The sequence below is a fragment of the Streptomyces mexicanus genome, assembly GCF_902506575.1.
Taxonomy (GTDB): Bacteria; Actinomycetota; Actinomycetes; order Streptomycetales; family Streptomycetaceae; genus Streptomyces; species Streptomyces mexicanus.
Genome location: NZ_LR732544.1, coordinates 1,525,693 through 1,545,494 on the forward strand (window position 1 = coordinate 1,525,693; position 19,802 = coordinate 1,545,494).

Below are 19,802 nucleotides of genomic sequence, written 5' to 3' on the forward strand. Positions count from 1 at the left end.
GGGGGGGGGGCGGGCGGCGGCGGCGGGCCGGGCCGCGCGGTCGCCGACGCCGCGCGTGCGACGAGGCGCTCGGACGCCTCCACGGCGGCCAAGCTGCCCTCACTCCAGGACGCGGGAGGCGCCGACCGGCAGGTCCCACAGGTCCTCGCGGGGCAGGCCCGCCTTCTCCCAGGCGGCGCGGACGCGGGTGAGGGGTTCGAGGACCGGTTCGGCGGACAGGACGAACGTCCCCCAGTGCATGGGGGCCATGCGGCGGGCGCCGAGGACCTGGGCGGCCTGGACGGCCTCCTCCGGGTCGCAGTGGACGTCGCGCAGCCACCAGCGGGGGTCGTAGGCGCCGATCGGGAGCAGGGCGAGGTCGATGCCCGGGTAGCGGCTGCCGGTGCGGGAGAACCAGTGGGCGGAGCCGGGGTCGCCGGCGGAGGACACGCGCTGCCCGTCGGGGGCGGTGCACACCCAGCCGCCCCACAGGCTGCGGCAGGTGTCGGTGAGGGTGCGCTTGGACCAGTGGTGGGCGGGCACGAAGTCGATGCGGACCCCGGACAGTTCGGCCCCCTCCCACCAGTCCAGTTCCGTGACGCAGGTGAACCGGCGGCGGTGGAACCAGCGGCCGAGCCCGGCCGGCACGAACACGGGGGTGCGGCGCGGCAGCCGGCGCAGCGTGGGGGCGTCCAGGTGGTCGTAGTGGTTGTGGCTGATGACGACCGCGTCGACGGGCGGCAGCGCCTCCCAGGGTACGCCGACGGGGGTGATCCTGGCCGGGGTGCCGATGATGCGCCGGGACCAGACCGGGTCGGTCAGCACCGTCAGCCCGCCGATGCGCACCACCCAGCTGGCGTGCCCGGCCCAGGTGACGGCGACGGTCCGCGCGTCCACCCGGGGCAGCGGGCCCGGCTCGTAGGGCAGCAGCGGGATGTCGGCCAGGCCCTCCTTGTCCGGCCGGCCCGCGCCCTCGCGGGCGAAGCGGGTGAACGCCTTCAGGCCGGGCAGCGGGGCGGTGAGCCGGTCGTGGAAGGCGCGCGGCCACACCCGCCGCTCGCCCAGCGGCCGGGGCTCGGCCAGCGGCGGGACGGACGGAGCCGGTGAGGTGAGCGTGGACGAGGCCGCCGGGAGGTCGGCGGGCCGGTCGGCCGGGGTCGTGGGGGTGGTCGGCTCGGACTGCTGCGTCATCGAGGAGGCTCCCATCGCTCAGCGGCGTCGCGGAGGTCGTCGAAGACGGACCGCAAGGAGATCAACGCGCGCCGTACGTGCGGCAGTTCCAACGGCGCGCGGGAGCGGAGGCATTCCGCGCGCTCCTCGTCCGTGCCGCCGAGGAGTTCCGCCGTGGACAGCCGCACGCGCAGCGCCCCGAGGTCGTCGCCGAAGCGGTGCCCGCCGGGCACGGGCACGCCCAGCCGGGCGCCGAGGAAGTCCTCCAGTTCCTGCGCGTCGCCGACGCCGCGGGCGGCGAGGGCCCCGCGGAGGGGGCCGAGGTCGGCGTAGAGGGGGCGGCCGGCCCGCGGCGGCCGGGCCGGGGCGCCCGAGGCGCTCACCACGGCGTGCGCGGCGCGCGCGAGGCTCGCGTGCAGGCGCACTCCGGCGGCGAGCCGCGCGGTGACGGGCTCGCCCTCGTCGAGGGCGCAGGCGGCCGCGGCGGCGACCGGGTCGGCGATCCGGGCGTCCAGCGCGGTGAGCACGTCCAGCACGCGCGCGTGCAGCGCGTCACCGGTGGCGCCGGCCGGGAACCGGGCGATCGCGGCGGGCCAGCCGGCGGGCAGGAAGGCGCCGGCGAGGTCGGTGACGACGGTGACCCGCTGGGGCAGCATCTCGGCGGGCGAGACCAGCACCGTCTCGTGCGGGGCGTGCACGGTGTCGCGCCAGGTCTCGTCGCTGACCAGGTGCAGGCCCTCGCCCGCGGCGGCCTCGACGGTCGCGTGCAGCACCTCCGGCGGCGCGACCGTGGCGGTGGGGTCGTCGGCGACGGACAGCACCAGCAGCCGCGGGTCGCCGCCCTCCGCGCGCACCCTGCGGACGGTCTCCAGCAGGGCGTACGGGTCGGGCACGCCGCCGCACTCGGCCGGCGTGGGGACGGAGAAGGCGGGCCTGCCCAGCAGGCGCGCGTAGGGCACCCACCAGGCGGCGCACGGCCGGGGTACGAGGACGTCGCCGCCGAGGGCGGCGGTGAGCGCCAGCAGCAGGGCGGGGGCGGGTGGCCGGGCACCGCGCCCGCACGCCGGACCGACGGCCCCGGCCACCCACAGGTGGCCGGGGCCGTCCCGCGTCACGGCGCCGTCCGGCCGTCCGCAGAGGATCGACGGCGCACTGCGGGGACCGCGTACGGCGCGCGCCGCAGAAGGCACCCTTGCACACTGCAAGAGCGGGTACCCGGGGAAGCGGCGGTGGCCCGGCCGGCCGGCCGGACGCCGCCTCCGTACGGCCGGTACGGGCGGTACGGCCCCAGTCCCGCACGGTCCAGGAAGGCGGGTCCCTCTGATGAGTCGCACATCCCCGCTCGACGTCTCGCGGCTGGACACGGCCGGCCTGCGGGCGGCGCTGCACGCGGAGGTCGACGCCGAGGTCCGGTTCGACGCGGGCAGCAAAGGCGCGTACGTCACGGACGGGTCCAACTACCGGCAGGTACCGATCGGCGTGGTCGTCCCGCGCAGCGGGGAGGCGGGAGCGCAGGCGGTCGAGGTGTGCGCCCGCTCCGGCGCCCCCGTCCTCTCCCGCGGCGGCGGCACCAGCCTGGCCGGCCAGACCACCAACACCGCCGTGGTGATCGACTGGACCAAGTACTGCGACAACCTGGTCTCGGTGGACCCCGACGCCCGCACCTGCGTGGTCGAACCGGGCATCGTCCTGGACGTCCTCAACCAGCGGCTGTCCGGCCACAAGCTGCAGTTCGGGCCGAAGCCCTCCACCCACAGCCACTGCGCGCTCGGCGGCATGATCGGCAACAACTCCTGCGGCGCGTCCGCGCAGGCCTACGGCAAGACCGTGGACAACGTGCGCCGGCTGGAGGTCCTCACCTACGACGGCCTGCGCATGTGGGTGGGGCCGACGTCCGAGGCCGAGCGGGCCCGGATCGCCGCCGAGGGCGGACGCAAGGCGGAGATCTACGCCGGCCTGGAACGCATCGCCACCGAGTACCTGGCCGACATCCGCCGCGGCTACCCGAAGATCCCGCGCCGCGTCTCCGGCTACAACCTCGACTCCCTGCTGCCGGAGAACGGCTTCCACGTCGCCCGCGCGCTGGTCGGCAGCGAGGGCACCCTGGTCACCGTCCTGCGGGCCGAACTGGACCTGGTTCCGGTGCCGCCGTCCCAGTCGCTGCTGGTGCTCGGCTACGACGACATCTGCGAGGCCGGCGACGACGTCCCCCAGCTGCTGCGGCACTGCTCGCCCAGCCAGCTGGAGGCACTGGACGGACGGATGGCGCAGCTGATGCGCGAGGAGGGCGCCTACCTGGAGTCCCTCAACGTCCTGCCCGACGGCGACAGCTGGCTGCTGGTGCAGTTCAGCGGCGACAGCCAGGAGGACGTCGACGAGCAGGCGCACGCCCTGCTGCGCGCACTGGGCCGCAGCGAGAAGGACCCCCGGGTGGCGTTCTCCGACGACCCCGGGCGCGAGGAGAAGATGCTCAAGGCCCGCGAGGCCGGGCTCGGCGTGACCGCGCGGCCCCCGGACGACCGGGAGACCTGGGAGGGCTGGGAGGACTCCGCCGTCCCGCCCGACCGGCTCGGCGACTACCTGCGCGACCTGAAGAAGCTGTTCCAGGAGTTCGACTACGACCACCCCTCGCTGTACGGGCACTTCGGGCAGGGCTGCGTCCACACCCGGATCCCCTTCGCGCTCAAGACCGGCGACGGGGTCGCCCACTTCCGGCGGTTCCTGGAGCGCGCCGCCGACCTCGTCGCTTCCTACGGCGGCTCCCCGTCGGGCGAGCACGGCGACGGCCAGGCCCGCTGCGAGCTGCTGACCCGCATGTTCGGCGAACGGCTGGTGACCGCCTTCGGCGAGCTCAAACGGCTGTTCGACCCGGGTAACCGGATGAACCCGGGCAAGATCGTCGACCCGAACCCCGTCGACGGGCAGCTGCGCCTCGGCTCCACCTGGCGACCGGCCACCCCCGACACCCACTTCGGCTACCCGGAGGACGGCCACTCCTTCACCCGGGCGGTGATGCGCTGCGTCGGCATCGGCAACTGCCGCAGTCACGAGGGCGGCGTGATGTGCCCCTCCTACCGGGCCACCCGGGAGGAGGAGCACTCCACCCGGGGCCGGGCCCGGCTGCTGTTCGAGATGCTCGGCGGGCACGCCGACTCCACGATCACCGACGGCTGGCGCTCCACCGAGGTCAAGGACGCCCTCGACCTGTGCCTGGCCTGCAAGGGCTGCAAGTCGGACTGCCCGGTCCACGTCGACATGGCCACCTACAAGGCCGAGTTCCTCTCCCACCACTACGAGGGCCGGCTGCGCCCGGCGGCCCACTACTCGCTGGGCTGGCTGCCGGTGTGGGCCCGGCTGTCCCGGCTCGCCCCGTCGGTGGTCAACACCCTGCTGCACGCGCCCGGGCTGGGCCGCGCGGGCAAGGCGCTGGCGGGCGTGGCAGGGCAGCGGCAGGCGCCGGTGTTCGCCCGGCAGTCCTTCCTGCAGTGGTGGCGCAAGCACGGCACACCGGACGCGGACCCGGCCGACCCGCGCACCGTCGTGCTGTGGCCCGACACCTTCAGCACCTACTTCCACCCGTCGATCGCGATCTCCGCGGTCCGGGTGCTGCGGGACGCCGGCTTTCGCGTCGCCGTCCCCACCGAACCGGTGTGCTGCGGCCTGACCTGGATCTCCACCGGGCAACTGGCCACCGCCGAGAAGGTGCTGCGCCGCACCCTCCGCGTGCTCCGCCCCTACCTGGAGGCGGGCACCCCGATCATCGGCCTGGAACCCTCCTGCACGGCCGTCTTCCGCGCGGACGCGCCCGAGCTGATGCCCGCCGACCAGGACGTGCAGCGGCTGGCCGGGCAGGTGCGCACCTTCGCCGAACAGCTCGTGCACCACGCCCCGGACGGCTGGCAGCCGCCGAAGCTGGCCCGGCAGGCGACCGTCCAGACCCACTGCCACCAGCACGCGATCATGAAGTTCGACGCCGACCGGGAACTGATGCGCCGCGCCCACCTGGATGCCGACGTCCTGGACGAGGGCTGCTGCGGCCTGGCCGGCAACTTCGGCTTCGAACGCGGCCACCACGAGGTGTCCATGGCCGTCGCCGAACAGGGCGTCCTGCCCTCCGTGCGCGGCGCCGCCCCCGACAGCCTGGTGCTCGCCGACGGCTTCAGCTGCCGCACCCAGATCGAACAGGGCGGCACCGGACGGCGGGCCCTGCACCTGGCCGAGGTGCTTGCCCTCGGCCTCGACGGGAACCTGCCCAGTGAGCATCCCGAGCGCCTGGCGAAGCGGCCGGCCCGCCCCTCCCGCGCCGCCCGCTGGGCGGCCACCGCGGGCGCCGCGGCCCTGACCGCGACGGTGGCCGGCGCGGCCGGCCGCCGGGCCGCGCGGTGCCTGCGGCGGCCCTGACCGCGCCGTTCGGACCGCAGCCGCCGACCAGCAACCGCCAACCTCCGAAAGGTGAAGCGACCATGTCGATGAAGGTCTCCGACCACGTCCTCGAGCGCCTGCGCGACTGGGGGGTGGAGTACGTCTTCGCCTACCCCGGCGACGGCATCAACGGGCTGCTCGCCGCCTGGGGCCGCGCCGACGACAACCCCCGGTTCATCCAGGCCCGCCACGAGGAGATGGCCGCCTTCGAGGCCGTCGGCTACGCGAAGTTCTCCGGCAAGGTCGGCGTGTGCGCCGCCACCTCCGGGCCCGGCGCGATCCATCTGCTCAACGGCCTGTACGACGCCAAGCTCGACCACGTGCCCGTCGTCGCGATCGTCGGGCAGACCAACCGCAGCGCCATGGGCGGCTCCTACCAGCAGGAGGTCGACCTGCTGAGCCTGTACAAGGACGTCGCCTCCGACTTCGTCGAGATGGTCACCGTCCCCGAACAGCTGCCCAACGTGCTGGACCGGGCGATGCGCACCGCCATGGCCCGCCGCACCGTGTGCGCCGTGATCATCCCCGCCGACGTGCAGGAACTGGACTACTCGCCGCCCGAGCACGCCTTCAAGATGGTCCCCTCCAGCCTGGGCATGCCGCACTACGCGCCCGTGCCCGGCGACGAGGACCTCTCCCGCGCCGCCGAGGTGCTCAACGCCGGCGAGAAGGTCGCGATCCTCGTCGGGCAGGGCGCCCGCGGCGCCCGTACCGAGGTCATGGAGGTCGCCGACCGGCTCGGCGCCGGCGTCGCCAAGGCGCTGCTCGGCAAGGACGCCCTGGACGACGACCTGCCCTACGTCACCGGCTCCATCGGCCTGCTCGGCACCCGGCCCTCCTACGAGCTGATGATGGACTGCGACACCCTCCTCGTCATCGGCTCCTCCTTCCCGTACACCCAGTTCCTGCCGCAGTTCGGGCAGGCGCGGGCCGTGCAGATCGACATCGACCCGCACATGGTCGGCATGCGCTACCCCTTCGAGGTCAACCTCGTCGGCGACGCCCGCGAGACCCTCACACGGCTGCTGCCGCTGCTGAAGCCCGCCAAGGACCGCGGCTGGCGGCAGAAGATCGAGAAGGACGTCTCCCGCTGGTGGGAGGTCATGGAGCGGCGCGCCGCCGTCGACGCCGACCCGGTCAACCCCGAGTACGTGGCGCACGCCCTGAACGACCTGCTGCCCGAGAACGTCATCATCGCCTCCGACTCCGGCTCCGCCGCCAACTGGTACGCCCGCCACCTGAAGCTGCGCGGCGCCATGCGCGGCTCGCTGTCCGGCACGCTCGCCACCATGGGGCCGGGCGTCCCCTACGTCATCGGCGCCAAGTTCGCCCACCCCGACCGGCCGGCGATCGCGCTGGTCGGCGACGGCGCGATGCAGATGAACGGCATGGCCGAGCTGATCACCATCCACAAGTACTGGCGGGAGGGGCAGGACCACCGGCTGATCATCGCCGTCCTGAACAACCAGGACCTCAACCAGGTCACCTGGGAGATGCGTGCCATGGCCGGCGCCCCGCAGTTCCTGCCCTCCCAGTCCATCCCCGACGTCGCCTACGCCGACTTCGCCCGCTCCCTCGGCCTGAACGGCCTCAGGGTCGAAAAACCCGAGGACGTGCGCGGCGCCTGGGAGACGGCGCTCGGCAGCGACAAGCCCTGCGTGCTGGACTTCGTCACCGACCCGGCCGTGCCGCCCGTCCCGCCGCACGCCACCCTCGACCAGATCGAGGCCGCGGCGACCTCCGTCCTCAAGGGCGACAGCGACCGGGCCGCCATGGTCCGCCAGGGCTTCAAGGCCAAGGTGCAGGAGTTCCTGCCCGGCGGCCGCCACCGCGAGGACCGTGCCGGAGCGGGAGGCGGCCGGTGAACCACCCGCTGCCCGCCAGGGCAAACGCCGCCGGCACCGGGGCGCGCGGCGCGGCCGTGGGACCGCCCCGCCCCGGCGCCGCGCTCGGCGCCCGGGTGACCCACGCGGTGCGGGGCCCGCGTGCGCGGTGACGGGGTGAGCGCAGGAGGCAGTACGGACATGAGCAGCACGACCTTCCCGCCGCACGCGCTGCACGACTACGCGCTGCTCGCCGACGGGGAGCGCGGCGCGCTGATCGGCCCGGACGGAGCCGTCAACTGGCTGTGCGCGCCCACCTGGCACGACGACGCCGTCTTCGCCTCCCTGGTCGGCGGCCGGGGCGTGTACTCGGTCACCCCGCGCGGCCGGTACGTCCCCGGCGGCTACTACGAGGACGGCACCCTGATCTGGCGCAGCCGCTGGGTCACCACCGACGGCGTCGTCGAGTGCCGCGAGGCCCTGGCCTTCCCCGGCGAGACGCACCGCCTGGTTTTGCTGCGCCGGCTGCACGCAGTCGACGCGGTCGCCCACGTCCGGGTGGTCCTCGACCCGCACGCGGACTACGGCCGCGTCCCCTGCGCCCTGCCGCACCGCGACGACGACGGCGTCTGGCACCTGCACTGCGGCCGCCACCGCCTGCGCTGGCAGGGCGCCCCCGCGGCGACCGTCCGCGCCGAGGGCCTGACCGCCGACCTCGTGCTCAAACCGGGCGAACGCCACGACCTCGTCCTGGAGTGCTCCGCCACACCCCTGCCGCGCACGCTGCCCCGGCCCGGACAGGCTTGGGCCGCCACCGAGCGGGCCTGGCGGCACGGCGTGCCCTCCCTGGACGGCACCGTCGCCCCGCGCGACGCCCGCCGCGCCTACACCCTGCTGCGCGGCCTGACCACGCACGGCGGCGGCATGGTCGCCGCGGCCACCACCAGCCTGCCCGAACGCGCCGAGGCCGGCCGCAACTACGACTACCGGTACGTGTGGATCCGCGACCAGAGCTACGCCGGGCAGGCCGCCGCGGCCGCCGGCACCCCCGTACTCCTCGATTCCTCCGTGCACTTCGTCACCGAGCGACTGCTCGCCGACGGCCCCCGACTGGCCCCCGCCTACACCGTGCACGGCACGCCCGTGCCCGAGCAGCGCGAGCTGGGCCTGCCCGGCTACCCGGGCGGCTCCAGCCGGATCGGCAACCAGGTCGAGAAACAGTTCCAGCTGGACTGCTTCGGTGAGGCGCTGCTGCTGCTGGCCGCCGCCGAACGCGCAGGCCGGCTCGACGCCGACGGCTGGAAGGCCGCCGACCTCGCGGTGCACTCCATCGCTGAACGGTGGCGCGAGCCCGACTGCGGCATCTGGGAACTGGACCCCCGGCCCTGGACGCACAGCCGGCTCAGCTGCGTCGCCGGGCTGCGCGCGCTGGCCGCCGCCGCACCCCGCCGGCCGCTCGCCGACGTGGGCACCGAACTCGCCGACGCCCTGCGGGCCGCGACCGAGGCGAGCAGCGTGCACCCCGACGGCCGCTGGCAGCGCGCCCCCGACGACGCCAGGGGGGCCGCGGCCCTGCGGCTGCCGCCCGTGCGCGGCGCCCTGCCCGCCGACGACCCGCGCACCCGCGCCACCCTCGCCGCGTGCCGCGCCCACCTGACCGACGACCACTTCGTCTACCGCTTCCGCCACGACGACCGGCCCCTCGAACAGGCCGAGGGCGCGTTCCTGCTGTGCGGGTTCGTCATGGCGCTGGCCGAGCACCAGCAGGGCCACGACATCGACGCCTACCGGTGGTTCGAACGCAACCGAGGCGCCTGCGGGGCGTCCGGGCTGTACGCGGAGGAGTTCGACATCGCCCAGCGGCAGCTGCGCGGCAACCTCCCCCAGGCGTTCGTCCACGCCCTGCTGCTGGAGAGCGCCGCCCGCCTCGCCGACAGTCCCGAACCGGCGGCACGCACCGCCGAGTAAGGAGCCCGACCCATGCCCCAGACCGTCGTCATCACCGGCGCCAGCGCCGGCATCGGCCGCGCCACCGCACGCCTGTACGGCAAGCGCGGCGCCGACGTCGTCCTCCTCGCCCGCGGCCGGGCCGGACTGGACGTCGCCGCCAAGGAGATCGAGGCGCTCGGCGGCCGGGCCCTGGTCCAGGTCACCGACACCGCCGACGCCGGCCAGGTCGAAGCCGCCGCGGACGCCGCCGAGCAGGCCTTCGGCCCCATCGACGTGTGGATCAACTGCGCCTTCACCAGCGTCTTCGCGCCCTTCGACGAAATCACCGCCGACGAGTACGAGCGGGTCACGAAGGTGACGTATCTCGGCTTCGTCAACGGCACCCGGGCCGCGCTGAAACGGATGCTGCCGCGCGATCGCGGCACCATCGTCCAGGTCGGCTCGGCGCTCGGCGAGCGGGCCATCCCCCTGCAGTCGGCGTACTGCGGGGCCAAGCACGCCATCAACGGCTTCACCTCCTCGCTGCGCACCGAACTGCTGCACCGCGGCAGCAACGTGCACGTGACCGTCGCCCAGATGCCCGCCGTCAACACCCCGCAGTTCTCCTGGGTGCGCTCCCGGCTGCCCAAGCACCCGCAGCCCGTGCCGCCGATCTACCAGCCGGAGGTCGCCGCCCGCGGCGTCGTGCACGCCGCCGACCACCCCCGGCGCAAGCAGTACTACATCGGCGCCAGCACCCTGGCCACGATCCTGGCCAACCGGCTCGTCCCCGCCCTGCTCGACCGCTACCTGGCCCGCACCGGCTTCGACTCCCAGCAGACCGACCTCAAGCCGCCGAGCGGCGAGAGCAACCTGTTCGAACCGGTGGACCGGCCGGAGGGCACCGACCACGGGGCCCACGGCGTCTTCGACGACTCGGCACACGCCCGGTCCTTCGAGGCCACCCTGGCCCGCCACCCCGCCGCCGTCGCTTCCGCGCTCGCCCTCGGCGCGGGCGCCGCCGCCACGGCCGGGGCCGCGCTGCGCCGACGCGTCCGCGCCGGCGCCGCATGAGGAGAACCGTGAGGAGGAGCCGTATGAGGAGACCCGGGAGCAGCAGATGAACGCAGCCGACCGCCCACGCCGCCTTCAGGAGGCGACCGACATCGTGGCCGCCGTGGGCGGGGTGAGCCGCGAGCGGGCCCGCGCCGTCCTGCGTGCGATGTCCGCGCACACGCACATCAAGGAACAGCACGTCGCCGAACTCGTCGTGGAGTGGGCGGTGTCGGGCCGGCTCCCGGCCGACCTGCACCGCGAACTCAGACACCAGCTCGACACCGCCCCGAGCACGGCGACCGCGGAGCCGGCCCCCTCCTGAGGGCGCGCGGCGCGACCCCGGCCGGCGGGCGCGGCCCGCGGGGCGCGCCTCCGCCCGGCACCGCCCGCGGCGGCACACGCGCACACCCGCGCCGCTGCGGCGCCGGCACGCGCGCGGCCTGGCGGGGTGGTGGCCGCGGCCCTGCGACGGGGCTCCGCGGCCCGCGGTGGCGAGGTTCCGGACGTCGCCGTTCCCTGTCCGGCGCCGTTGCCCTCTGCAATGATGCTCCGCGCGATCGGCTCCGCCCGGCCGGGCGGACGGCGGAAGGGGGACCCCATGGCACAGCACGACACCGATCCGGGCCACGGCCTGCCCGCAGCCCGGTCCGCGCAGCACCCCCTCGACCACGAGGCCGAGGAGATCAGCGTGGCGGTGATGGCCGCCTCCCGGCTCTTCGTGGCGATATCCGCCCGCGCGCTCGCCGCCACCGACGACACGCTCACCCTGCCCCAGTTGCGCGCCCTGGTCGTCCTGGACACCTGCGGACCGGTCAAGCTCGTCGCCCTGGCCGGCACGCTCGGGGTGAATCCGTCCACCGCGCTGCGCATGGTGGGCCGGCTGGAAGGGCTCGACCTGGTGGATCGCAGGACCAACCCCGCCAACCGCCGCGAGGTCGTGCTCAGCCTCACCTCCGCCGGGCACGAACTGGTCTCGCGGGTGCTCGCCCAGCGCCGCGCGGAGATCCGCACCCTGGTGCAGCGGCTGGCTCCCGGCGACCGCGCCGCCCTGGTCCCCGCGCTGCACGCCCTGACCTCGGCGGCGGGCGAGATGGCGGTCGACGCCTACGGCACCGCCCGGGTGGACCGGGGCATCGCGGACGACTCCCAGGACCCGACCGCACCGCCCGAGGACAGAAGCTAGCGGCCGTCCCGCGGGGGCGTCGGCCCGCCGTCGTGCCGGGCGCGGTGGTCGCGCAGCAGCTCCTCGACGACGTGCGCGGCGATCGCGGCCATACGGGCGTCCCGCCCGCGGTAGTACCGCAGTTCGAGCAACGCGATCGACAGCGCCCACCCGCGCCCGCGCGCCCAGGCCGCGTCGTCGGCGCCCACCGCCGCGCGGAACACCTCGCGTGCTTTGGCCGGCAGCAGGTACCAGGCCGCGATGAGGTCCACGGCCCCGTCCCCGAGCCCCACGCACTGGAAGTCGATCACGGCACTGAGCCGTCCCCGCGCCACCAGCACGTTCCCTGGTTGCAGGTCGGAGTGGATCCACACCGGCCGCGCCGGTCCCGGGGCGCCCAGCGCCTCCTCCCAGACGGCGGTCGCCGCCGGGCCGTCGACGGTGCCCCGCAGGCCGGCGACGGCCTCCCGGGTGACCGCGTCCCGCTCGGCGAGCGGCTCGCCGCGATAGGCGGCCGGCCCGTCCGCCGGGTCGAGGCGGCGCAGGGCGGCGACGAACCCCGCCAGATCCCCGGCCAGCCGGTCGGGCGCCTCCAGACGCCCGGGAACCGGGTTGCGCCCGTCGAGCCACCGGTACACCGACCAGGGCCACGGCCAGTCCCCGGTGGGCTCGCCCTGCCCGAGGGGTGCGGGGACGGCCACCGGGAGACGGGGCGCGAGCCGGGGGAGCCAGGTGTGCTCCTTGGCCACGTCGCGGGCGGACCCGGCGGTGCGCGGCAGGCGTACCACCATGTCCCCGCCGAGCCGGTACATGGCGTTGGCGGTGCCCGCGGAGGCGACCGGGGCGAGGGAGAGGTCCGCCCACTGCGGGAACCGGCCCGCGATGAGCCGGCGCACCAGCGCGGTGTCCGGGGCCGGTGCGACGGCCTGCGAGGTCTCGGTACTCATCGCCGGCAAGGAAACGGGCGGCCGGTCCGCCTCGTCAACCGGATTTCCCCGGGCGGGGAGAAGACCGGCCGAGGGGGGCGAGAGAGGGAGCACGGCCGGTGCCGAGCCGAAACCAGCGCTCGCGCCGAAACCGATCCGGGCCGAAACGGGCGCCCAGTGGCCCGAGCCGATGCCCGTCCCGGAAGTCCGCGCGGGCGCCGAATGGCCGACGCGGGCGCCGGGGGAGACGATGAAGGTGCGGGGCCAGGCCCCCGCCGCTGTCGCGCGCCCTCGGCCCGCAGACGGAGACCGGGTCCCGGCCGCAGCCATCACGGCCGGAAGGAGAACACCGTCATGTTGGAAGTCAAGACGGTCGACAAGCCGGACGAGCGGCGCGATTTCCCCCGGGGCCACCTCGACGCGATGCACCTGAGCGGGCTGGACTTCGCGGTCGGCACGTTCGAACCGGGCTGGCGTTGGTCGGAGTCGGTCGCCCCGATCGCCGGCACCCGCAGCTGCCAGGTCCACCACAACGGCTTCGTCGTCCAGGGCCGGATGCGTCTCGTCATGGACGACGGCGGCGAGGCGGAGGTCGGTCCCGGCGACGTCTTCGTCTGCTCGCCCGGGCACGACGCCTGGGTGGTGGGCGACGAACAGGTCGTGGTGTACGACTTCGCCGGGGTCATGGCCAATGTGTACGCCAAGCCCGGTCAGGAGCAGCAGGGCACGCCGTAGGCAAGCGCGTTCCGGCCGACGGTGCCCGGCCGCCTCTCCGCCCGCGCCGCCGGGCACCGTCCATCACCCGTCGACCCGCCAGGCACCGTCCACCCCCGCCGCCGGGACCCCCCCCGCCGCTGAGCGGCCGGCGGGCGGCGGCCCCCGGGCGGCGGGCCCCGGCCCGGCGCGGCGCCCGGCCGGCGCCGTCGGTTTCCGCCCCCGCGCCCGGGGAAACCCGGGACCGCGACCCAGGCGCCGATGTCACGGAGGTATCCCCCCATGCCCGAGTACGGCTACCACCTCTCGTGCGAGCAGTACGGCCCGGCGGAACTCGTCGAGCAGGCCAGAATGGCCGAGCAGGCGGGCTTCCACGCGCTGTGGATCTCCGACCACTACCACCCGTGGAACGACGCACAGGGCCAGAGCCCGTTCGTCTGGTCGGTGATCGGCGCGCTGTCGGAGGCCGTGTCCCTGCCCATCGAGACGGCGGTGACCTGCCCGACCGTGCGGATGCACCCGGCGGTGGTGGCGCAGGCGGCCGCGACCAGCGCGGTGATGACCGAGGGCCGGTTCCGGCTCGGCGTGGGCACCGGTGAGGCCCTCAACGAGCACATCCTGGGCGACCGCTGGCCGCCGGCGCACGTGCGGATGGAGATGCTGGAGGAGGCGGTGCAGGTGATGCGCCGGCTGTTCACCGGCGAGGAGGTCAGCCACCACGGCACGCACTACACCGTGGAGAACGCCCGCCTGTACACCGTCCCCGACGAGCCGGTGCCGATCGACGTCTCCGGGTTCGGCCCGAAGGCGACCTCGCTCGCGGCCCGGATCGGCGACGGCTACATCACGATGATGCCGAACGAGGAGATGGTCGAGCAGTACCGCAAGGGCGGCGGTGGCGGCAAACTCGTCAGCGGCGGCACGAAGGTGTGCTTCGGCCACGACGCCGACGACTGTGTCCGTACGGTGCACAAGCTGTGGTACAACGAGCAGCTGCCCGGCGAGATGGGCCAGGTGCTGCCCACGCCCCGGCACTTCGAGCAGCTCAAGGAGCTGGTCACCGAGGACCGGGTCCGGCAGAACGTGGTGTGCGGCGACGACGTCGACCAGCACGTGTCGACGCTGAAGGAGTTCGCCGACGCGGGCTTCGACCGGATCTACGTCAACCAGATCGGCCCCGACATGCGCGGCTTCTTCGACTTCTACCGCACGAAGGTGCTGCCGCAGCTGCCGCACTGACGACGCCGGTCCGGCCATCGCTCCGGGCGGCCGGCGGATCCGCTCCAGGCGCACGGCGTATCCGCTCCGGTCGGGCGGCGCCCGCCGCCCGGCCCCAACTACCCTCGTCCGCATGGAGATTCTGGGAGCCAGCCTGCGTGTCTGCGTCGACGACCTGGACAGTGCCGTCCCGTTCTACGAACGCCTGGCGGGCGGCAGAGCGCTGCGCTTCGAACGCGGCGGCGTCCAGGTGGCCGCGGTCGGCTGCTTCCTGCTGATGAGCGGTCCCGCGGCCGAGCTGGAGGTGCTGCGCAAGGTCGCGGCGACGATCGCCGTCGAGGACGTCGAGGAGGCCCACCGGGTGCTGAGCGAACTCGGCGCCCGCATCGTCGCGGGACCGGTGGCCACCCCGGTGGGCCGCAACCTGATCGCCGTGCACCCGGACGGCGCGGTGTACGAGTACGTGGACCGCCGCGGCTAGGGCAGGCCCTGGCCGGGCCCCGGGCGCATCCGGAAGTCGTAGCGCCCGGGCAGCGGCCCGCCCCCGACGCGGTCCCACACCCGGCCGATCCGCTCGTCGCCCTCGCGCAGGTCGGCCACCTCGAAACCGGCGTCGAACACGGCCCGCGCCTCCTTGGGCCGCCCCTCGGCGAGCAGCAGCTCGGCGTGGAGGAGCCGGAACCGGCCGCGCGCCCGGGTCGGCGGGTGCAGCCGGTCCCACACCGAGCGCGCCTCGGCCGTGCGGCCCACGCCCAGCAGCGCCTCGATCGCCTCGCGGCCCAGCGCGGCGGTGGCCGCCGTCCACTCCTCGCCGCTGTCCCGCCGCTCGTCGCACAGGGCCTCGAAAGCCTCGGCGTACCGGTCGGCGGCCCGCTCGTGGTGGCCCGCCTCCTGGTCGGCGACGGCGAGACAGCGCAGCAGCGGCCAGCGGGACGGCGCGAGGACGAGGGCCCGTTCCCAGCTGCGCACGGCCTGCGCCCGGTCCCCGGCGTGCCACTGGGAGACGCCGAGGTGGTACTCGGTCGACGGCGTGCCGGGTGCCGTCTCCAGCATGTCCCGCCAGTGCGGGGCGACCAGGGTCTGCCCCGGCGGGCGGACCCGCCCGGGCCCGGGCAGAGCCCCGGTGCGCAGCAGCCCCCGCCACGGCTCCTGCTCCTCGCCGAGTGTGGACTCGCCGAACGGCGTGCCGGGCAGCTTCCAGCCGGCGTGCAGCACCTCCAGCGCGCCCCAGCCGGAACCCCCGGCGAGGATCTCGCCGGGTTCGGCGTCGGCGTACGGCTTCCAGGCGGCGTAGGCGGCCTCGACGTCGGCGCGCGGCAGCACCGCCTGCAGCCGTTCCTCGGTCCGCCGGACGACGGTGTCCCACTCCCCCGCGGGCGGTGGGGTCTGAAGCGGCCCGTACGCCTCCAGCCAGGCCACCTCGCTCTCCGCCTCCAGTGGTACGTGCTCCAGCTGGGTGCGGGCCAGGCCCGCCTGGATCTCGCAGTAGCCGCCGGTGCCGGGCTCGGTGAGCCACTGCTGCCAGCGCCGCCCGCCGCTTCCCGCGCCCCACACGAACAGCTTGCGGCCGCGCAGCACGTCGGTGGAGGTCTGCACCAGGCCCGTGCCGTCCTCGTCGAGCGCGGCGATCCAGCGGCGCCGGCCGTCGGGCACCTCGTAGAAGTAGTCGGCGGCGTAGGTGCTGTTGAGCGGGTAGGTGCGGTCGATGCCGTCGTGCACGGGGACGGGCACACGGCACAGCCTGCGTTCGTACCCGAAGTGCCAGGCCTCGCTCGCCGGGGCGAGGATCCGGCGTTCCTCGGGCACGGCGGTGTTGGACCACCAGTAGGTGGGCACGGGCCGCTCGTGCGGGTTGCGGATGCGGACGCCGACGTGCAGGAAGTCCGAGCCGTCCGGCAGCCACAGGTCGACCTGGAAGGGCAGGTCGCGCAGCCGTTCCCACTCCCACAGGCGCAGCATCTCCCCGTCGTCGGGGGCGGGCACGCGGGCGGCGTGCAGGGGCGCGCAGGACAGGGTGGTGTGGCCGGTGGCGCCGATGTTCCATTCGATGCCGCCGGAGTACCAGGCGCCGTTGAGGGCGAAGTTGGCGGGCTGGAACACCGGGTTGCGGTAAAGCAGTTCGCGGCCGGTGGGCTTGTGGACGAGGGAGGCGATCCGGCCGCCGAGGCCGGGCAGCACGGTGGCGCGCAGCCGGTCGTTCTCCAGGACGAGGGCGTCGAGGGGGCGCGGCGTCCGGGTTCTGCCGTAGCCGTCGCGGACGCGCACGGGCAGCAGGCTGTGCAGCGGGGCGCAGCCGATCTGCCGGGCCGTCTCGCGCGGCAGGCGGTCCCTGTCCCGGACCTCGATGCGGTGGACTTCGTCGAGCGGACGCAGCGGGGGCAGCGGGTTGTCCGGTCCCACCTCGGCCGCGGGCAGCGTCAGTACCTCGCGTCGGATCGTCGTCACGACGACCATGGAACCCGGTCGCCGGTGAGGTGACCAGGGGCGCTGCCGGTCAGGATTGCGCAAAGCCGCGTGCCGGGCGGGCGCGGAAAACGCCTGGGCCGCCGCCCGGCCGGCGCCGTAGAGTCGGTCCTTCGACGGCACCCGATCCCCGTGCAGGGGGGACGCGGGAGGAGTGAGGGAACGGATGAGCGAGCAGCACACCTACCGGGTCATCGTCCGGGGCGTCTGGGACGGGCTGACCGAGGAGGCGCGGGCGCGGCTGCTGGCCGAGGCGGACCGGCACGGCATGACGAGCATGCGGTTCACACCCGAGGGCTCGCTGTCCTACGAACCGTCCCCGCTGAAGCACTTCTCGATGCGTTACGTGGTGGTCTGCGACGCCGAGGACGGCGAGGAGATGGCGGCGGCGATCGCGGAGGACCAGGCGGAGACCGCGCTGCGCGCTCTCGGTTACGGCTTCCGCGATCTGCGGTCCACCGTCACGGACCTGGACACCATGAAGATCAACTACAAGCCCGCATCTCGGCGGTGAGCGCCCAGCGCTCGTGGTCCCGCCAGGCGCCGTCGATGTGGAGCATGTCGGGCGAGTAGCCCTCCAGACGGAAGCCGCAGGAGCGGGCGAGCGCGATGGAGGCGGTGTTGCCCGGCTGGACGTTGATCTCCAGCCGGTGCAGTTCCATCGGGCCGAAGGCGTGGGCGATGACGAGGTCCAGGCCCTCCTTCATCAGGCCGCGTCCGGCGGCGTGCGCGAAGGCACCGTAGCCGAGCGCGCCGGACCGGAAGGCGCCGCGGACGATGTTGTTGATGTTGATGAATCCGGCGATGTCCCCGCCGGCCTTCTCGCAGACCAGGAAGCCGGCCTTCGCCGGGTCGTCGATCAGCCGTTTCGCGTAGGCGGCGTACGCCTCGGCGGTGTCCGGCGGGAACAGCCACGGCCGGTGCAGGTCCCTGCTCTCCCGCACGCGGGCCGTGAACTGCGGGCCGTCCTCCTGAGTGAAGGGGCGGATGCCCACGCGGGGGCCGGTGGCGAGGTAGCGGGATGCGGTGTGCGCCATCCCGCCACCTTAACGTCGCACCGCGAGGCGGCCGGATCCAGTCGTGCCCCACGGATTCAGTCGTGCCCCACCGGCAGCCGCAGCACGCCGGTGTCGCCGGGTGCGCTGACCACCGTGACCGGCTTGATGCCGCGGTTGCCGAAGTAGGCGTCGTCACTGGCCGCGATGACGAACCGCAGCCGGTGGCCCTGCTCGTAGCGGTGCACGATGCCCGGCAGGGTCACCGTGAAGCTCCGGGTGACGTCGGGCACGCGGACCGGGGCGACGAGGCGGTGCACGAGGGTCTGGGTGCCGTCGGGCGCCACGTCGTACACCTTGGCGAACAGCACCAGCTTGCCGGCGGCGTCGGAGGAGGTCTGGGTGCGCTCGGCCACCGGCGAGACCACCTTGAGCGTGGCCCGGGGGGCGCCGACGACATCCACGGCCCCATCGAGCGGTTCGCTGGTCCAGGCCAGGTAGGTGCCCTTGGTGTCGTGCGGGGCCGGGTCGGGCAGCCCGAGGAGGCCGCCCAGCGAGCTCTCCGAATGACTCGTCGGGATCAGCCAGTTGCTGTAGGTGCGGCTGCCGCGGGTCACCTCGGCGCGGTTGTCGACGAGCTTGCCGTCACCGGAGAGGTACAGCGTGCGGCTCAGGGCGGGCAGCCGGTCGGCGGTGGCGTAGGTGTGGGCCGGGTCGGTGATCCAGTCGCGGTAGTAGGCGAAGTCGGGGCCCGTGTCGGTGGCCGTCCGGCCGTGCAGGTAGCGGTCGAACCAGGCGAGGACGCGTCTGCCGACGTAGCTGGTCTCCAAGTTGCCCTGGCTCAGGTTCAGTTCGCCGGCCGCGGGGTCGGTGAGGCCGCCGCTGTGCCCCCAGGACTGCCAGATCATCTTCGTCTCGGTGCCCTGCGCCTTGAGCGCCTTGTACGTGGCGGTGGCCTCGTTGAGGTTGAACAGGCTGTCGGCCTGGCCCTGCACCAGCAGGGTCGGGGCCTTGACGCGGTTCAGGTACGACACCGGGGAGACGCTGCGGGCGTAGGAGAGCAGCCGCCGGGTGGCGTCGGCCGGATAGCCGCCGGAGTTGAGGGTGCGCACGGTGTCGCAGGCCGGCGTGGTGAAGTGCAGGCACGCCAGGGAGTTGATGCGGGAGGGGTCCAGGGCGGGCTGGGTCAGCGGCTGGCTCTCGCCCATCAGGTAGAAGCCGTTGGTCCACTGCCACTTGAAGGCGCCGGGCACGCCGTCGGCGCCGACGGCGTTGTTCGGGTCGAGGGAGTACGCCAGGTCGTTCCAGGTGATCATCGGGACGAGCGCGTCGACCCGGTGGTCCACGGCGGCCGTGGCGAGCTGGACGGCGCCGCCGTAGGACCCGCCGATCATGCCGACGCGCGGGTCGCCGGCGGCGTCGAGGGTGACGGCGTCGGTGCGGGTGCCGTCGTCGGCGGCGCGCCGGCCGCCGAGGAAGTCGACCAGCTGGGAGGCGGCCCGGCCGTCGATCTCCGGGTCGTCGAGGGAGACCAGGCAGCCCGACTTGCCGAAGCCGAGGCCGGAGTAGACGAGGGAGACGTATCCGCGCTGGGCGAAGGCCTTGCCGATGGCGTCGGTGGAGCCGTCGTCCTTGCTGCCGCCGAAGCCGTTGGTGGCCAGCACGGCGGGTGCGCGGTGGTCGTGGTCCACGCCGGCGGGCCGGTACAGGTCGGCGTCGACCACGCAGGTGCGGTCGCCCGCGCGGACGGTGAACTTCAGCGGGGTGACGCTGTACTGGCCGGTGGCGGCCGCGGGGTCGGCGAGCGCGAGGGGCGCGGCGAGCACGGCACCGAGGGCGAGGGCGAGACCGGCACGGGATCTGGACGCACGACGGGGCACAGGACCTCCACACTGAGGACAACCCGACCTACCGACCGGTAAGTACCGGCCGGACTCATGCTGTG

16 protein-coding genes are annotated in these 19,802 nt (G+C 74.5%); 10 read left to right on the top strand and 6 right to left on the bottom strand.

Annotated features, from left to right (window positions below):
- Positions 1-99 precede the first annotated feature (99 nt).
- Positions 100-1,170, bottom strand: coding sequence for an MBL fold metallo-hydrolase (locus GV126_RS06915; protein WP_159663632.1), 1,071 nt, complete (start codon positions 1,168-1,170; stop codon positions 100-102).
- Positions 1,167-2,339, bottom strand: coding sequence for an aminotransferase class I/II-fold pyridoxal phosphate-dependent enzyme (locus GV126_RS06920; RefSeq protein ID WP_438947829.1), 1,173 nt, complete (start codon positions 2,337-2,339; stop codon positions 1,167-1,169). Before GV126_RS06920 ends, GV126_RS06915 begins: the two co-directional genes overlap by 4 nt.
- A 133-nt stretch (positions 2,340-2,472) precedes the next feature.
- Between GV126_RS06920 and GV126_RS06925 the strand changes: the two genes are divergently transcribed.
- The 6 genes from GV126_RS06925 (at position 2,473) to GV126_RS06950 (ending at position 11,562) form a co-directional block, all read left to right on the top strand.
- Entirely contained in the window at positions 2,473-5,550 is a 3,078-nt protein-coding gene (locus GV126_RS06925; protein WP_159663634.1) for an FAD-binding and (Fe-S)-binding domain-containing protein, read from the top strand.
- Between the two features lie 62 nt (positions 5,551-5,612).
- A complete protein-coding gene (locus GV126_RS06930; protein WP_159663636.1) occupies positions 5,613-7,436 on the top strand; it encodes a thiamine pyrophosphate-requiring protein in 1,824 nt (607 codons plus the stop codon).
- Between the two features lie 159 nt (positions 7,437-7,595).
- Entirely contained in the window at positions 7,596-9,362 is a 1,767-nt protein-coding gene (locus GV126_RS06935) for a glycoside hydrolase family 15 protein (RefSeq protein ID WP_159663638.1), read from the top strand.
- A gap of 12 nt (positions 9,363-9,374) precedes the next feature.
- Entirely contained in the window at positions 9,375-10,397 is a 1,023-nt protein-coding gene (locus tag GV126_RS06940) for an SDR family oxidoreductase (RefSeq protein WP_159663640.1), read from the top strand.
- Positions 10,398-10,443: 46 nt separating this feature from the next.
- Positions 10,444-10,701: a hypothetical protein gene (locus GV126_RS06945; protein ID WP_159663642.1), complete on the top strand. Its 258-nt coding sequence runs from the start codon at positions 10,444-10,446 to the stop codon at positions 10,699-10,701.
- A gap of 276 nt (positions 10,702-10,977) precedes the next feature.
- A complete protein-coding gene (locus tag GV126_RS06950; RefSeq protein WP_159663644.1) occupies positions 10,978-11,562 on the top strand; it encodes a MarR family winged helix-turn-helix transcriptional regulator in 585 nt (194 codons plus the stop codon).
- Here the strand turns inward: GV126_RS06950 and GV126_RS06955 are convergent.
- The gene (locus tag GV126_RS06955) at positions 11,559-12,488 is read right to left on the bottom strand and encodes an aminoglycoside phosphotransferase family protein (RefSeq protein ID WP_159663646.1); all 930 of its coding nucleotides are present in this window, start codon (positions 12,486-12,488) and stop codon (positions 11,559-11,561) included. The two genes, GV126_RS06950 and GV126_RS06955, sit on opposite strands and share 4 nt — an antisense overlap.
- Before the next feature lie 333 nt (positions 12,489-12,821).
- Here GV126_RS06955 and GV126_RS06960 point away from each other — a divergent pair, with 333 nt between their 5' ends.
- The 3 genes from GV126_RS06960 to GV126_RS06970 all read left to right on the top strand — a co-directional run bounded on the left by GV126_RS06960 (position 12,822) and on the right by GV126_RS06970 (position 14,880).
- Positions 12,822-13,202, top strand: coding sequence for a cupin domain-containing protein (locus GV126_RS06960; RefSeq protein WP_159663648.1), 381 nt, complete (start codon positions 12,822-12,824; stop codon positions 13,200-13,202).
- A 261-nt stretch (positions 13,203-13,463) separates the two neighbouring features.
- Positions 13,464-14,420: an LLM class F420-dependent oxidoreductase gene (locus GV126_RS06965; protein ID WP_159663650.1), complete on the top strand. Its 957-nt coding sequence runs from the start codon at positions 13,464-13,466 to the stop codon at positions 14,418-14,420.
- Positions 14,421-14,532: 112 nt separating this feature from the next.
- Positions 14,533-14,880, top strand: coding sequence for a VOC family protein (locus GV126_RS06970; protein ID WP_159663652.1), 348 nt, complete (start codon positions 14,533-14,535; stop codon positions 14,878-14,880).
- Here GV126_RS06970 and GV126_RS06975 read toward each other — a convergent pair.
- A complete protein-coding gene (locus GV126_RS06975) occupies positions 14,877-16,853 on the bottom strand; it encodes a DUF5107 domain-containing protein (RefSeq protein WP_159663654.1) in 1,977 nt (658 codons plus the stop codon). The two genes, GV126_RS06970 and GV126_RS06975, sit on opposite strands and share 4 nt — an antisense overlap.
- Positions 16,854-17,028: 175 nt before the next feature.
- Here GV126_RS06975 and GV126_RS06980 point away from each other — a divergent pair, with 175 nt between their 5' ends.
- Positions 17,029-17,376, top strand: a complete 348-nt coding sequence (locus GV126_RS06980; protein WP_159663656.1) for a DUF6204 family protein — start codon at positions 17,029-17,031, stop codon at positions 17,374-17,376.
- On the opposite strand, the gene GV126_RS06985 is transcribed toward GV126_RS06980, so the two are convergent.
- Together GV126_RS06985 and GV126_RS06990 are read right to left on the bottom strand one after the other, a co-directional pair.
- On the bottom strand, positions 17,348-17,899 hold the full coding sequence (locus tag GV126_RS06985; RefSeq protein WP_159663658.1) for a GNAT family N-acetyltransferase: 552 nt from the start codon (positions 17,897-17,899) through the stop codon (positions 17,348-17,350). The two genes, GV126_RS06980 and GV126_RS06985, sit on opposite strands and share 29 nt — an antisense overlap.
- A 56-nt stretch (positions 17,900-17,955) precedes the next feature.
- Positions 17,956-19,737: a CocE/NonD family hydrolase gene (locus GV126_RS06990; protein ID WP_159663660.1), complete on the bottom strand. Its 1,782-nt coding sequence runs from the start codon at positions 19,735-19,737 to the stop codon at positions 17,956-17,958.
- Positions 19,738-19,802: the final 65 nt, after the last annotated feature.

Excerpts from the sequence above, each read along its gene's own strand:
- GV126_RS06965 (WP_159663650.1), top strand. The coding sequence starts at position 13,464 with ATGCCCGAGTACGGCTACCACCTCTCGTGCGAGCAGTACGGCCCGGCG.
- GV126_RS06985 (WP_159663658.1), bottom strand. The coding sequence starts at position 17,899 with ATGGCGCACACCGCATCCCGCTACCTCGCCACCGGCCCCCGCGTGGGC.
- GV126_RS06940 (WP_159663640.1), top strand. The coding sequence starts at position 9,375 with ATGCCCCAGACCGTCGTCATCACCGGCGCCAGCGCCGGCATCGGCCGC.
- GV126_RS06935 (WP_159663638.1), top strand. The coding sequence starts at position 7,596 with ATGAGCAGCACGACCTTCCCGCCGCACGCGCTGCACGACTACGCGCTG.
- GV126_RS06960 (WP_159663648.1), top strand. The coding sequence starts at position 12,822 with ATGTTGGAAGTCAAGACGGTCGACAAGCCGGACGAGCGGCGCGATTTC.
- GV126_RS06950 (WP_159663644.1), top strand. The coding sequence starts at position 10,978 with ATGGCACAGCACGACACCGATCCGGGCCACGGCCTGCCCGCAGCCCGG.
- GV126_RS06945 (WP_159663642.1), top strand. The coding sequence starts at position 10,444 with ATGAACGCAGCCGACCGCCCACGCCGCCTTCAGGAGGCGACCGACATC.
- GV126_RS06970 (WP_159663652.1), top strand. The coding sequence starts at position 14,533 with ATGGAGATTCTGGGAGCCAGCCTGCGTGTCTGCGTCGACGACCTGGAC.
- GV126_RS06975 (WP_159663654.1), bottom strand. The coding sequence starts at position 16,853 with ATGGTCGTCGTGACGACGATCCGACGCGAGGTACTGACGCTGCCCGCG.
- GV126_RS06930 (WP_159663636.1), top strand. The coding sequence starts at position 5,613 with ATGTCGATGAAGGTCTCCGACCACGTCCTCGAGCGCCTGCGCGACTGG.
- GV126_RS06915 (WP_159663632.1), bottom strand. The coding sequence starts at position 1,170 with ATGACGCAGCAGTCCGAGCCGACCACCCCCACGACCCCGGCCGACCGG.
- GV126_RS06955 (WP_159663646.1), bottom strand. The coding sequence starts at position 12,488 with ATGAGTACCGAGACCTCGCAGGCCGTCGCACCGGCCCCGGACACCGCG.
- GV126_RS06925 (WP_159663634.1), top strand. The coding sequence starts at position 2,473 with ATGAGTCGCACATCCCCGCTCGACGTCTCGCGGCTGGACACGGCCGGC.
- GV126_RS06980 (WP_159663656.1), top strand. The coding sequence starts at position 17,029 with ATGAGCGAGCAGCACACCTACCGGGTCATCGTCCGGGGCGTCTGGGAC.